We start from the raw sequence: 13,695 nt of genomic DNA on the forward strand, positions 1-13,695 counted from the left end.
ATGTTATTACATGGTTCGGAAAACGTATTCAATGTCATGCCGTGGCTTGACCACGCCATAAAAACAATTTATAGTAGTCAATTCTACTGGATACCGTGGTCAAGCCACGGGATGACATCGGAATCTAGAAGCTAAAGCTTTCTCCCAAATACACTTCCTTAACTTTCTTGCTACTTGCTATTTCCTTAGCACTTCCTTCTAATAATACTTTACCTTCAAAAATAACATAAGCACGGTCGACTATATCTAGAGTATCACGTACGTTATGGTCGGTAATTAATATGCCTATATTAAATTCACGTAAATAAGTAATTAGATTTTTGATATCGGAAATAGCAAGCGGGTCAATACCGGCAAGCGGTTCATCAAGCATGATAAATTTAGGCTCTATTGCAAGTGAACGTGCAATCTCAAGCCTACGCCTTTCACCGCCTGATAAGCTAGCAGCGGATAAATCCTTTAAATGAACTATCGAAAATTTCTCTAGCAAATTATGGGTTTTTTGTTCAATTACTTCTTTATCATTTTCAGATATCTCAACTACAGCTTTAATATTATCCTCGACTGATAATCCCCGAAATATCGAAGATTCTTGAAGAAGATAACCGATTCCAAGCCTTGCTCGTAAATAAATAGGCAAGTTGGTAATATTTATATCATTTAAAAGTAATTGCCCCGAGTCCGGTTTCATTAAACCGATAATAATGTTAAAGCAAGTTGTTTTACCGGCTCCGTTCGGACCGAATAAACCAACTATCTCTCCTTGTTTTATATTCAGAGATATATCCGTTAATATATTCCTTTTTTTGTAGGATTTTGATATATTTTTAACTTGTAAGCTGTCCATCTTTTTTATTTGTTATTTTGTTGCGTGGATTAATTTTCAACGTCATTGCGAGAAAATTACGTAAGTAACTGATGAAGCAATCCAGTTTAAAAATGCTAATCTTTAGCATTTTTAAACTGGATTGCAACACTCCTTGCAGTCGCTCACAATGACGTACCAACGATAAATAGCTCTATTTCTTAATAATATCTACATAGTAGATTAGTTTATTAGTTTTTAAAACATTATCGTCACGCTGTAATATTACATTACCAAGTAGAATAAGTTGTTTATTATCGAAAAAATATTTAGCACTATCTGCAAGTAATAATTCATTATTTATTTTTCTTTCTACAGTCAATTTAGTAGGGACAACTATATGATCAATAGTTTGCTTTTCATCTATTGTTTTATAAAAAATATATAATTCTTTCGTTCTAAGTATCGCATTATCGAAGTAAACAACAACATTTCCAAGATATTCTGCCTTTTGTTTGGTTCTATCAATAATTAAAGTATCAGATGTTATATGTAAATTTGAAATATTTTTATCATTAGCATATATTGCGGTACTAATTATAAGAAGTAAAACAAGTTTAATAATAGATATCTTTCTAAACTTCGCTTCTAGAGGTAATTTAAACGTTGAACCGGTACTCGCATCCTCACGTATGTCTATATACGCTGCGGTGCTGCGTTCCGTGTCTCCTTTAAATTCCTCTCTATAAGCTGGTTTAGAAAGATATCTAATCCGATAAATCGATGATTGTAGAAACATTGCTTTTAAAAATTATAATATTATTTTCATCCTTCGTATTAAAACTATCCGAAGTAATTGAAGAGTTTTTGTAAAGTAACTTAGCAGGGGAATGACCGGTTATATTCTTATTTACTAAATCAATCCTTGCATCGTTAGTGTTAAATATGATCTCATCAAAAAAAAGTTTTACATCGTTTTTTAAATCTAATATGTTTGATTCTTCATCTAAAAAGCCTTCTTTCGCATTGATAATAAGAGTTTGGTCTTGATTTACGTTATAAATAGCATTTATTATATCTAGTTTATATTTGTTATCTGACTCTTTTACAGCTCGCTCAGTTTTAATCTTATACGCATTTAAATTTTTATTTACTCCCTCAAAAATTGAATCTTTCAATATAATATTATATTTTAAATCAAAATTTTTAGTATCTTTTAAACTTTTTTTTGTAACGTTAATATCGTTTTCTTCATTAATATAACCACTTTTAATTAATATATATCCTATATACAAAATTCCAACTATTATTAAAAGATATACAGATTTCCAAATTTTTTTTCGCCGTTTATAAGAAGAGGGCATAGATTTTAGCTAACTCCTATGCGTAGTAAATCATGAATATGGATAATGCCTATAATAACATTATCATCAACAATCGGTATATTAGTGATATTCTTGGCTTTCATTAAATTTAAAGCCTCTTTTGCAAATATTTTCGATGAGATATGAATAGGGTTTTTGGTCATAATGCTTGATGCTGTTTTTAAGTGGATTTGATCGTTAATATGACGACGTAAATCCCCATCGGTTATAATTCCCACCAAATTTTGGTTTTTATCTGTTACAAGTGTACAACCTAAACGTTTTTTATTCATAACAATTATAGTTTCGGCAAAGGAAGTATCTTCATATACTAAAGGTATTTCATCACCGCTACGCATTAGGTTTTTAACTTTTGTTAAATTAGCACCGATTGTACCTCCCGGATGATAAATTTTAAAATCATCTTTAGTAAAGCCTCGTTTTTCATGTATAACAGTCATTAAAGCATCACCGAGTGATAACATTATTAAAGATGATATAGTAGGAGCTCCAATTACAGAAGCTTCCGGGTATTCAGGTACTATTAATAAAAAATCGCTTCTTTTAGCTAAAGTGGAATTTTTATTCATTGTCATCGCAGCAATTTTTATGGAAGAGTTCTTGCAATATTCAATTATATTAAATAGCTCTTTAGTTTCACCGGAATTAGATAGCATAATTACTAGATCATTTCTCGTCACCATACCTAAATCGCCGTGACTTGCTTCTGCCGGATGTAAATAAAAAGCAGGCATACCGGTTGAGGAAAAGCTAGCTGCTATTTTTTTTGCAATATAACCGCTTTTACCTATACCCGTTAAAATTACCCGTCCTTTGAAAGATAGTAAAAATTCTATAATTCTGTTAAAATCTTCAGGGATATTTTCGGATAATTTTTCTAAAGCACTTGCTTCACTAGAAATAACCCTCTTTGCGATGATGCGGTAATTATTTGTGTTGGTCATTTATTTACTCATTGTCATACCGTGGCTTGTCCACGGTATGACAAGATCAATTAAAATACTTACGTTCTGTAATTACTTCAGACGTTTCAGTATTATTATCTTCATTCCAAGCTCGTTTTTTACTAGAATCACGTCGCTGCTCAGATTCTGAACTTTCCTTAGCATTATTAACATTATTTTTTGGTTTTGGATTATTTGAAGATTTATCCTTATCGGTATTTTTAATAGTTAATTTTGCTTTGCCTTTATTATCAAAACCTATTAGCTTAACTTTTACTATATCGCCTTGTTTTAAAACACTACTAACCGTTTCTATTCTTTCTTCTGAAATTTCACTAATATGAACAAAGCCATCTTTATTACCTAAATAATTAATAAAAGCACCGGAATCTAAGACTTTCATTACCGTACCGTTAAATATTTCACCGATTTCAGGTTCAACGACAATAGCTTTAATTTTATCTAAGGCAACTTTTAGCTTATCTCTATCTGAAGCATAAACAGAAACGCTGCCGTCATCGCTTATATCTATTTTAGCACCGCTAGTTTCACAAATTTCCTTTATTACTTTACCGCCCGGTCCTATAATATCTCTAATTTTATCCTTATCTATTTTTATAGTAGTAGTAGAAGGAGCATTTTTACTTAGTTCGCTATTTGGTTTACTGATAACTTTATTCATTTGCTCCAGTATATGCAAACGACCGAGTCGTGCTTGCTCTAAAGCTACTTTCATTATTTTAAAATCTACTCCGGATATTTTGATATCCATTTGTAATGCAGTAATCCCTTCACTAGTTCCTGCAACCTTAAAGTCCATATCACCGAAATAATCTTCATCACCGAGAATATCCGATAATACGGCAAATTTTTTGCCTTCCTTAATAAGTCCCATAGCAATACCCGCAACCGGTGCTTTTATCGGTACGCCGGCATACATTAAAGCAAGAGAACTACCGCAAACAGTTGCCATTGAAGAAGAACCGTTAGACTCCGTAGTTTCGGCAACTACTCTAATAGAATAAGGAAATTGTACTTTATTAGGTAATATTGGATTAATAGCACGCCATGCGAGTTTACCGTGTCCGACTTCACGACGACTAGGTGCTTTCATCGGCATTGCTTCATTTACAGAGTAGGGCGGAAAGATATAATTAAGCATAAAACGCTCTTTATACTCACCCTCTAAACTGTCAACCATCTGCTCATCTAAACTAGTACCGAATGTAGTGCTAACTAAGCTTTGCGTTTCGCCTCTAGTAAATAAAGCTGAACCGTGTGCGGAAGGTAGTAAACCTATTTCACAAGCAATTTGTCTTATATCCGTGGTACTTCTTCCATCGATACGTCTATTTTTTTCTAAAATCTCGTTACGTAATATATCTGATTCAATAGATTTTAAAGCCGATTCGATTTGATAATTACTATATTTTTTATTTTCTATGTCGCTTACAAAATGTGTAAGAACTTTTTCAGGTATTAAATCTAAATTAGTGCTACGTTCTTGTTTAGATTTAATCGCAAAAGCTTGTTCAATTTCTTTTACAAATAATTTCTCAATTTCTTTCTTTAATGAGGCGGGATATAAATCTTGCATTTCAAGCTTTGGTTTTTTAGCTTCTTCTACTAGTTCTTTAATTATCTTTATTACCGGCTGGAAGCTTTCAAATCCAAATTTTACGGCTTCTAACATTTGTTCTTCAGAGAGTAAATGAGCTTCCGATTCAACCATCATTACTGAATCTGATGTTCCTGCAACTACTAAATCAAGCTGACTTGTTTTTAATAATTCAAGTGCCGGATTTAAAACAAATTCACCGTTGATTAAACCGACCTTACTTGCAGCAACTATTTCTAGATAAGGAGCAGGGGATAGGCTAAGTGCAGCCGATGTACCGATAATTGCAAGTATATCTACCGGAGTTTCAGGATCATATGAAAGAACACTGCAAGTTACATGCGTTTCATTCACAAAAGCCGGATGAAATAACGGTCTAATCGGTCTATCTATTAAACGAGATACTAAAACTTCTCTATCTGATGCTTTTCCTTCACGTTTAAAAAATCCTCCGGGGATTTTACCGGCAGCATACGCCATTTCTCTATAATTAATCGTTAAAGGAAAAAAGCCGATACCTTCTTTTGCTTTTTTAGCTACTACTGCTGTACATAATAAAACGGAATTACCCATTTTTACCGTAACTGCTCCATCAGCTTGCCTTGCTATTTTACCTGTACTAAGCTCAAGAACTTTCCCGTTCCATGTAACACTCTTAGTTATTTCGTTAAACATCTATTTATCTCATTTCATAATTTATATTTTATTCAAGGTTGTCATCCCGTGGCTTGACCACGGGATGACACTAGGTCAAGTTGCGATATGATATTTGTACTACTTAATCTTTCTAATTCCTAGCTTACTTATTAAATCTAAATATTCGCTAACATTATTCTTTTTAATATAGTTAAGTAATCTGCGGCGACGTCCGACTAAAATCAATAATCCGCGTCTTGAAGTATGATCTTTATGGTTAGATTTAAAATGCTCGGTTAAATTATTGATTCTTTCAGTTAAGATAGCACATTGCACCGCACTTGAACCTGTATCATTTTCCGTTATAGCATATTCTTTAATTAATTGTTGTTTACGTTCTGTAGTAATCGACATCGATAATTTCTCCTTAAATATATAGACTTCTAGTTTTAAAAGAAGTCTTGTATTAAATTAAATACTCGTAAAGAATTAAAGCAACTCTTGTTTAAGCTACCTATTGCAAGCAAAACACCTTTATAGCGAACCCATAAAAGATTAACGTCTTTTTCATAATTAAATAAACATTTCTGTCCGTATTTAATTTGCTGTGCTTGGCTGTCAGTTGCATCAAGAACCAGGATGTCGTCCAGTATTGCTTCTATCTTTATGCTTTTTTCCTCTAGGGAATTTTTGGTAATTTCGTCAGGCGATTTAATTCGGATAGCATTTTCTTCTTTAAATATTCCAACCTGAGTACGGCGTAATTCTATCACAAATCCTAAACTTTGCAAGGACAATGCCAAATCTTCTGCTAAAGTCCTTATATAAGTACCTTTTGAGCATTCCGTATAGTATATAGCGGTAGCATTTTTCTCATCAAAATTTAAACATTTTAGATCATAAATAGTTATATTTCGTGGCTTTAATTCTACTTCTTTCCCCTCTCTCGCCAATTTATAAGCTCTTACGCCGTTAACTTTAAGAGCTGAAAAAGCCGGCGGTATTTGTGTTACGTTACCGATAAATTTAGAACATACGGCATAAGCCTCTTCTTGAGAAGGGATATAATCTTTCGTTGCTATTACTTTACCGGCATAATCGCCGCTATCTGTTTGTATTCCAAATTTTACGGTAAAAATATAGGTTTTTCTAGCATCAATTAGTAGCTGTATTAGTTTTGTAGCTTCACCTACGGCAAGTGGTAATACTCCTTCCGCTTCTACGTCTAGAGTACCTGCATGCCCTATCTTAACTTTACCGAGTATTTTTTTTACTATACTAACAAGTTTAGCAGAACTTATGCCTCTTGGCTTATAAATATTTAACCAATAATTACTCATTTTAATTTGATTTTAACTTGACTTAAATTTAGAAAATCTTTAATATATATCTAGCCAATTACAAGTATTGTTGTATAGATCAGGGAAAGCTTTAGATGTCATTCCCGCGTAGCGGGGATCTAGGGTAAAGCGAGATAAATCGAGCTTTTCAAAAAATCTTTTAAAAAGCTTTAAAGTACTGGATTCCCGCTTTCGCGGGAATGACATACAGTTCATACAACAAAGCTCCAATTACATGATAGGTTAGACCAAATAATGACGATTAACCCCAGTAATATAGAAAATTCTTCCTCTAAAATCAATACCTGTCTTTCTAAACTTACCGATTATATCTGGCCTATAAAACGCCACGAAGTTTCTAAATTTTTATTCATCACCTTATTAATGTTCTGTATTTTATTTATCCAAAATCTAATCAGAGCTTTAAAAGATAGTATTGTTACTACTATGATAGGCGCCGAGACTATCTCGTTTTTGAAGTTTTGGGGAGTGATGCCGTCAGCTTTCTTAATGGCTGCTATCTATGTAAAGCTTGTTAATAGGATGAAAGCAGAAAATATATTTTATCTTATTATATCAATTTTTTTAACATTCTTTGTTTTATTTGCCTACGTTATTTTTCCAAATCATGAAATGCTGCATTTAAGCCCTGTAAACGTTCAAAATTTAACGGCAAGTTTACCTAATTTAAAATGGTTTATACTGCTTTTATCAAAATGGAGTTTTTCACTATTTTATATAATAGCCGAATTATGGCCAAACGTAGTTTTTGCATTACTTTTTTGGCAGTTTGTTAATAATATTACTACAGTGGAAGAATCTAAAAGATTTTATCCGTTATTCGGTTTACTTAGTCAAACAGGTATTTATTTAGCAGGGCAGTTTTTAGAAAATCTAAGTAATATTAATGATTACGTAACTAATAAATTTGCATTGCAATCGTCTTTTCATACACTTTCTATACAAATTATACTAACTATAGTATTAATTTTAGGTATAATAGCTATTAAAACTTTTTGGCTGCTTAATCATAAAGTACTAGACAAAGAGCATATGGCGTTACTCAGGTTTAAAGCAAAGAAAAAATCTATGACTATTGCCGAAAGTTTTCAAATGATTCTATCGTCAAGACATATTAGATTAATTGCAACTTTGCTTATCTGCTATGGCATTGCCATTAATTTAGTAGAAGGTCCTTGGAAAGCAGCAGCTACTAAAATTTATAAAACTCCAACCGAATATGCAGCTTTTATAGGAAGTTATTTGAGCTATACCGGAGTATTTACTATTTTATTTGTCGTACTTGGTTCAAATATAGTTAGAAGACTTGGCTGGTTTACGGCAGTTGTTATCACACCTTTAATAGTTTTTATTACCGGTATATTATTTTTTGCCATTAATAATTTTGAAGGATTTGCCGGCTTAATAATAGCAAATTTTATCCTAACCGATCCTGCTTTAATTGCTATAACAATAGGTGCTATTCAAAATGTGCTTAGTAAATCAAGCAAATATACCTTATTTGATTCAACAAAAGAAATGGTCTATGTTCCTTTAGATCCGGAAATAAAAATAAAAGGTAAAGTTGCTGCCGACGTGATAGGTACAAAACTCGGTAAATCCGGTAGTGCATTTTTACAATCATTGGTATTTATAATATTACCTTCCGCTAGTTATCAATCTATTTCCATCTGTTTAATGATTATATTTATAATTACTTGCTTAACTTGGCTTTGGGCAACTAAAGAACTCAATAAAGAATATAAAAATTCTATTAAATTTTCTCAATAATAATATCAGTTTTTTCTTGATATTACTAAAATCTCTATATAATATCTTTGACAGTATAACACAAACTGTGAAAAAGATGTAGTACTTGCATGGATAGGTCTTTTTGCTGTCATCCCGTGGCTTGACCACGGGATGACAGCGGAAAATTTGTGCTAATTAATTTTTGGTTAAATTAGAGGTTTTATGAGTAAAGATAATACTGGATATGAAAATGATGAAGGATATGAATCCGATATAGATGAAAAAAAACAAGAACAAGCTGCTCCCGCTCAACCTACACTAGATTCAGCTGACGATGGTTTTATCGTTACTTCTGCATCTTCTGCTCAATCTACCCCTTCAATTAGTGCTTTATTGGACAATATCTCTCCTGACGGTCAGACATCAGACCCAATAACCAAGGCTGTAAGAGAAACAATTATACAACCGCAAAAAGATAATTTAATAGAACAAATATTAAAAGACCTGGCAGCCCTTGCAGACCGTGATTTAGCTGAACAAAAAAGAAAAGAAATAGAAGAAGAAAAAGATAAAACATTAAATGCTTTTTTCGGTAATCCGGCTAATAGAAAATTTATTGATAAGGCTTTAGAAAATCCTGAGCTTAAAAAGAAATTAGAATCAATAGAAATAGCCGGCTATAAAAATGTTCATAATACATTTAGTGTCGCTAGTGGATACCCTGGTGGATTTAAGCCGGTACAGTGGAAAAATCAAGTAAGTGCAAGCGATCTTAGAGCAACAGTAGTTAAAAATGATGCAGGTGATGAACTCTGTACCTTAAATGAAACAACTGTTAAAACTAAGCCTTTTACTGTAGCTAAACAAGACGGTATTCAGGTTCAGATCAGCTCATATAGAGAAATAGATTTTCCTATAAAACTTGATAAAGCCGATGGGTCAATGCATTTGTCGATGGTAGCATTAAAAGCTGATGGCACAAAGCCCTCCAAAGATAAAGCCGTATATTTCACTGCCCACTACGAAGAAGGACCAAACGGTAAACCTCAACTTAAAGAAATAAGCTCACCGAAACCTTTAAAATTTGCTGGAACCGGAGATGACGCAATAGCTTATATAGAGCATGGTGGAGAAATTTATACACTTGCGGTAACACGCGGTAAATATAAAGAAATGATGAAAGAGGTAGAACTAAACCAAGGGCAGAGCGTTGACTTATCACAAGCCGAAGATCTTATAATAGGACAAGGACAAAGTAAGGCACTAGAAACAAACGAACCTACAATAAATCCAAATCAAGGATTACAGTCATCTATTGAAACGCCTACGTCTACTCAAACTACACAGATGCCACAGTCGCAACAAGTGAATCCAAACCTCCTTAATGCAGCTACAGCTTTATCAGGCAGCATGCAAGATTTATTAAATTATGTAAATGCAGGTTTAACAAAAGAAACTGACGGCAATAAACAAATTGATTTAATTAAAGAAGCAGCCACGGCAATTCTTAATAATGAGAAAAGTGATATTGCTAAAAAGCAGGCTAATATCATTGCTTTAACTGAAAATACGGTCGATAATAACGACCTCACACCGGACGCAAAAGTAGCTGGAGTAAATGCGGTATTAGAAACCATAAAAAATGATCAGAATACCCCAGACCTAGAAAAATCAAAAATGCTTGAAGCTACAGTAGCTATCGCTTTAAATTCAGAGAATCTTGAACCGAAGCAAAAACAGCAGATGTTAGAAAAGGCAGTAGATGTCGGTTTAAGTCTTAAAGATGATGCAAGTAGAGCTGCGGCAATTGACGGTATTACGGATGCTGTAATAAAAAGTAACCTTTCTACTGAAGATAAAGGGACGATGCTTATAGCAGTAGGTGATAAGGTTAATGCCTCTGAATTAAGCAATGCGGAAAAACAAAAATTATTAGGTTCTGTATTAAAGAAAGGTGTAGAAGCCCAAGTTCTCAGCTCGGAACAACAACAATTGATGCAACAGAATTTAGATAAGATTACGGCGGAACAAACTAAAAAAGATACAATAAAAAAAGTAAATGATATTTTATTTGATCCTCTAAGTAATACTGGATTAAAAACAACAAACATACAAGCCATTACATCTAATGTTTTAGATAGTCCGGCTAAAGTAGAGGTAAAAAGTGAAATAATTGAAGGAATTACTAACACAATTGCAGGAAGCTCGCTTGAAGCTAAAGACAAAGCAGAGATTGTTAAAGGGGTAGGCGAGACTATAGCTACTCATAGTGATACCTCTTTATCCTTACCGGATAAAGCACTTATTATGGCATCAGCGGAAAAAGGTATTGCAGAAAGTAAGACTGATTTACCTGATAGAGAGCTAATGACTAAAGGATTAGTAGACGGTATTTATGAAGGCAAAGGAGGTCCTGAAATAACTAAGGCAGTTTCTAGTGGGATCGATAATAGTAATATTAATGACTCTGAGAAAGAAGCACTTAAAAAAGCTAAAGATGCAGCGAGTGAGGCAGCTTTAGATAGAGAAACTCAAAATTTAACTGAAGGGTTAAAAGGACAGAATATAGAAGAACCCAAGCCTCTCGATGATATATATAACAAAGCCCAAGATGTAGCTAATGCATTAAAAAATGTTATTACCCCTGTTTTAGATGCTCATCCTGAAAAACGTGAAGTCTCAAAAGAAGAAGTTGTGAAAAAAACTTCAAATATATTAAATGATATCTCTAAGCTTGCAGTTGAGAAAGTCAATAATATTCGTGCTATGCTTTCTCCATATGGTAATCTTAAAACTCTCGAAGAAAAAAGAGCTGAATCAACAAAAAAAGTAGATGAGCTGGTAAAGGAATTTGGTACTAAATCTTCTACTGAAGAACAGCAAAGTTTCATTAAAGCTAATTTAATTGATGATAAAACTTTATCTAAAGAGGTACGTTTACAAACTATAGATAAGTTATTACAAGAACAAAAACGAGCAGACGCAGTTGAAAACCGTAGTGTTAAAACGGAAGATGTAAGGGTAGTATCAGGACAGTCTGAATTAAAACCTATAAGTAAAGATGAGCCGGATATTGAAAAAGCTAAAATGGTAGTAGAAAGAGATAGAGTTAATATCAAAGATAATATAAAAATTATGGGAGCATTAATGAATGCAAGAGATAGCATTCAGTCGGAAAATTTAAATAAATCAATACCTATTAAAAGAGAGTCTTCTCCTCCACAACGCTGATCAAGATTTGTATTCTGTATATTATAAAGGCAAGCGATGTCATTCCCGCAAAAGCGGGAATCTAGTAAAACGTATAAAAAATAAGTTTTTTATATGTTTATTTTATTAAATATGTAACTTCTGTATCAATATTAAAGTTATTTTTCCAGGTTCCCGCTTCCGCGGCGGGGATGACATAAATGATATCAAAACATAATCAGGATGACAGCTTGCCTTTATGCATTAGTTTTTAGTTTTTCTTTTCCAGCTAAACATTTTACTAAATTATTAACGGCTTGTTGTTCTTCCGTGCTATTAATTTTCATAAAATTTCTTGAAACTTCAATGCACATACGTTGATGTTGAGTATGTACGGGCTGCGGTTTATTAGCTTCTTCTAAACCTTCAAAGAAATAATCAATATTCCTATCTAAAGCTTCTGCGATTAGTACTAGCCTTCCTACAGAAATTCTATTAATTGCTTTTTCGTATTTTTGTAATTGTTGATGAGTAACATCAATTACTTCAGCAAGTTGTTGACGAGACAGCCCCTTAGCGAGTCTTAAAGAATAAATTTTCTTGCCGATAAAACTATCGATTTTTTGTATAATATCGTTTTTTCTACCCATTATTTTCTCCTTGGTTACTAATTATATCTATATTTAAAAATTTTCTTTGAACAAAAATGATATTATCCTATATTATTATAAAACATGTGGTATTAATAATTTAATACCATTAAACTTATCCAATTGTAAGTAGAGATAATACTATAAATTAATATTATAAGCAACTATAAAATAATATTTTTTAAGTTTTTATAATCATTTGGTAAATAATTATTAAAGAATCGTGCAAAATTATTTCTTATCAAATAAAAATATCATAAGAACTTTAAAATTATTTTAAAGATAAAATATGAATATCTTATGTTTTAAAAACTTATTTACTGAAGCATAAATTACAATTTATAAAAAAATAAAATTTTGGTGCATTATAGAAAAATATAAAATTAATGCAAAGGAAAATTTCATTTCTATATTAATATTTCAAATCAAGGATAAAGTATAGTTTCATTTTAATTATAAATTAATTATTTACAGCGAACTTATTTAAGATTAAATATAAAATTAATAATAACAACTTAGCTTTTATAATGAGAAAAATTTTTAATTGTCTTTACGTAGCCTTATTTAGAACAATAGAAGATGATGGCGTTGAACATTCGGGATATATGTCATTCATGATACTTTTATCTATTTTCCCTTTCCTAGTATTCTTATTAGCTTTAACAAGCTTTTTAGGAGCTTCAGAACTTGGTCAAAATTTTATACAAATTTTTCTAGAGAGTCTTCCAGAGCAAGCAACAGAATCAATAGAAAAGAGAATACGAGAATTACTAAGTGCTCCTCCTCAAAGTTTAATGAATCTTGCCATAGTAGGCAGTATTTGGACTGCTTCTTCTTTTGTAGAATGTTTAAGGACTATTTTAAATCGTGTATATCAAATAAAATCTCCCCCCCCTTATATAAGAAGAAGATTACTTAGTATTATACAGTTTCTTATAATTAGTGCCTTGATTACCTTTACTATGTTTCTTTTAGTGGTGATTCCAATATTATTTACAAAAATTCCGATAATATTAGAGACCATTGAAAAATATAAGATCATTTTAAATTTTATAAGATATTCTTTAATTTTAATTTTATTATTTTTAGGTGCCTCGTCTTTGTATTATATATTACCTAATGTAAAACTAAATTTTATTGATGTATGTCCAGGGGCTTTATTAACTGTAATATTATGGATAATAAGCGGCCATTTGCTTTCAACTTATATAGTCTACTATAATCAATTAAATCTAATGTATGGTTCCCTTGGTAGTATAATAGTTACATTAATATTCTTCTATATTATAAATATGATATTTATCTATGGTGCGGAATTTAATTATCTAATGAAAAATTATGAAAATATAGAGTGAAGTGCGGCTTAAAACACTTCA

Annotated in this window: 12 protein-coding genes; 4 read left to right on the forward strand and 8 right to left on the reverse strand. The window is 32.0% G+C overall.

Annotated elements, in window-relative coordinates; translation table 11 throughout:
• Positions 1-135, forward strand: a complete 135-nt coding sequence (locus MB29_RS14420) for a hypothetical protein (protein WP_267881705.1) — start codon at positions 1-3, stop codon at positions 133-135.
• On the opposite strand, the gene lptB is transcribed toward MB29_RS14420, so the two are convergent.
• The 7 genes from lptB to truB form a co-directional block, all read right to left on the reverse strand.
• Positions 125-847, reverse strand: coding sequence for an LPS export ABC transporter ATP-binding protein (gene lptB, locus MB29_RS00475; RefSeq protein WP_032138616.1), 723 nt, complete (start codon positions 845-847; stop codon positions 125-127). The two genes, MB29_RS14420 and lptB, sit on opposite strands and share 11 nt — an antisense overlap.
• 172 nt (positions 848-1,019) lie before the next feature.
• Positions 1,020-1,436, reverse strand: coding sequence for an LptA/OstA family protein (locus MB29_RS00480; RefSeq protein ID WP_410528030.1), 417 nt, complete (start codon positions 1,434-1,436; stop codon positions 1,020-1,022).
• Between the two features lie 136 nt (positions 1,437-1,572).
• Positions 1,573-2,169: an LPS export ABC transporter periplasmic protein LptC gene (lptC, locus tag MB29_RS00485; RefSeq protein ID WP_032138618.1), complete on the reverse strand. Its 597-nt coding sequence runs from the start codon at positions 2,167-2,169 to the stop codon at positions 1,573-1,575.
• 5 nt (positions 2,170-2,174) lie between these two features.
• The gene (locus MB29_RS00490) at positions 2,175-3,134 is read right to left on the reverse strand and encodes a KpsF/GutQ family sugar-phosphate isomerase (RefSeq protein WP_032138619.1); all 960 of its coding nucleotides are present in this window, start codon (positions 3,132-3,134) and stop codon (positions 2,175-2,177) included.
• A 46-nt stretch (positions 3,135-3,180) separates the two neighbouring features.
• Positions 3,181-5,427, reverse strand: coding sequence for a polyribonucleotide nucleotidyltransferase (gene pnp / locus MB29_RS00495; protein WP_032138620.1), 2,247 nt, complete (start codon positions 5,425-5,427; stop codon positions 3,181-3,183).
• Between the two features lie 99 nt (positions 5,428-5,526).
• Positions 5,527-5,802 carry a 30S ribosomal protein S15 gene (rpsO, locus tag MB29_RS00500; RefSeq protein ID WP_008580203.1) on the reverse strand — a complete coding sequence of 92 codons (276 nt, stop codon included), beginning with the start codon at positions 5,800-5,802 and terminating at the stop codon, positions 5,527-5,529.
• A 35-nt stretch (positions 5,803-5,837) separates the two neighbouring features.
• Positions 5,838-6,728 (reverse strand): tRNA pseudouridine(55) synthase TruB, encoded by an 891-nt coding sequence (gene truB / locus MB29_RS00505; protein WP_032138621.1) that lies wholly within the window; start codon positions 6,726-6,728, stop codon positions 5,838-5,840.
• 255 nt (positions 6,729-6,983) lie between these two features.
• Here truB and tlc4 point away from each other — a divergent pair, with 255 nt between their 5' ends.
• Together tlc4 and MB29_RS00515 are read left to right on the forward strand one after the other, a co-directional pair.
• The gene (tlc4, locus tag MB29_RS00510; RefSeq protein WP_032138622.1) at positions 6,984-8,519 is read left to right on the forward strand and encodes an NTP/NDP exchange transporter Tlc4; all 1,536 of its coding nucleotides are present in this window, start codon (positions 6,984-6,986) and stop codon (positions 8,517-8,519) included.
• 183 nt (positions 8,520-8,702) lie between these two features.
• Positions 8,703-11,711 (forward strand): Sca4 family spreading effector, encoded by a 3,009-nt coding sequence (locus MB29_RS00515; protein WP_032138623.1) that lies wholly within the window; start codon positions 8,703-8,705, stop codon positions 11,709-11,711.
• A 215-nt stretch (positions 11,712-11,926) separates the two neighbouring features.
• Here MB29_RS00515 and MB29_RS00520 read toward each other — a convergent pair whose 3' ends face one another.
• Positions 11,927-12,319, reverse strand: a complete 393-nt coding sequence (locus tag MB29_RS00520) for a helix-turn-helix domain-containing protein (protein ID WP_011271056.1) — start codon at positions 12,317-12,319, stop codon at positions 11,927-11,929.
• A gap of 527 nt (positions 12,320-12,846) precedes the next feature.
• Between MB29_RS00520 and MB29_RS00525 the strand changes: the two genes are divergently transcribed.
• Positions 12,847-13,674, forward strand: a complete 828-nt coding sequence (locus tag MB29_RS00525; RefSeq protein WP_032138624.1) for a YihY/virulence factor BrkB family protein — start codon at positions 12,847-12,849, stop codon at positions 13,672-13,674.
• The last annotated feature ends 21 nt before the right edge of the window (positions 13,675-13,695 follow it).

This window comes from Rickettsia tamurae (assembly GCF_000751075.1).
Taxonomy (GTDB): domain Bacteria; phylum Pseudomonadota; class Alphaproteobacteria; order Rickettsiales; family Rickettsiaceae; genus Rickettsia; species Rickettsia tamurae.

What these genes read in the sequence shown, in the direction of transcription:
- MB29_RS14420 (WP_267881705.1), top strand. Translation starts at nt 1, where the DNA reads ATGTTATTACATGGTTCGGAAAACGTATTCAATGTCATGCCGTGGCTT.
- lptB (WP_032138616.1), bottom strand. Translation starts at nt 847, where the DNA reads ATGGACAGCTTACAAGTTAAAAATATATCAAAATCCTACAAAAAAAGG.
- lptC (WP_032138618.1), bottom strand. Translation starts at nt 2,169, where the DNA reads ATGCCCTCTTCTTATAAACGGCGAAAAAAAATTTGGAAATCTGTATAT.
- MB29_RS00490 (WP_032138619.1), bottom strand. Translation starts at nt 3,134, where the DNA reads ATGACCAACACAAATAATTACCGCATCATCGCAAAGAGGGTTATTTCT.
- pnp (WP_032138620.1), bottom strand. Translation starts at nt 5,427, where the DNA reads ATGTTTAACGAAATAACTAAGAGTGTTACATGGAACGGGAAAGTTCTT.
- rpsO (WP_008580203.1), bottom strand. Translation starts at nt 5,802, where the DNA reads ATGTCGATTACTACAGAACGTAAACAACAATTAATTAAAGAATATGCT.
- truB (WP_032138621.1), bottom strand. Translation starts at nt 6,728, where the DNA reads ATGAGTAATTATTGGTTAAATATTTATAAGCCAAGAGGCATAAGTTCT.
- tlc4 (WP_032138622.1), top strand. Translation starts at nt 6,984, where the DNA reads ATGACGATTAACCCCAGTAATATAGAAAATTCTTCCTCTAAAATCAAT.
- MB29_RS00515 (WP_032138623.1), top strand. Translation starts at nt 8,703, where the DNA reads ATGAGTAAAGATAATACTGGATATGAAAATGATGAAGGATATGAATCC.
- MB29_RS00520 (WP_011271056.1), bottom strand. Translation starts at nt 12,319, where the DNA reads ATGGGTAGAAAAAACGATATTATACAAAAAATCGATAGTTTTATCGGC.
- MB29_RS00525 (WP_032138624.1), top strand. Translation starts at nt 12,847, where the DNA reads ATGAGAAAAATTTTTAATTGTCTTTACGTAGCCTTATTTAGAACAATA.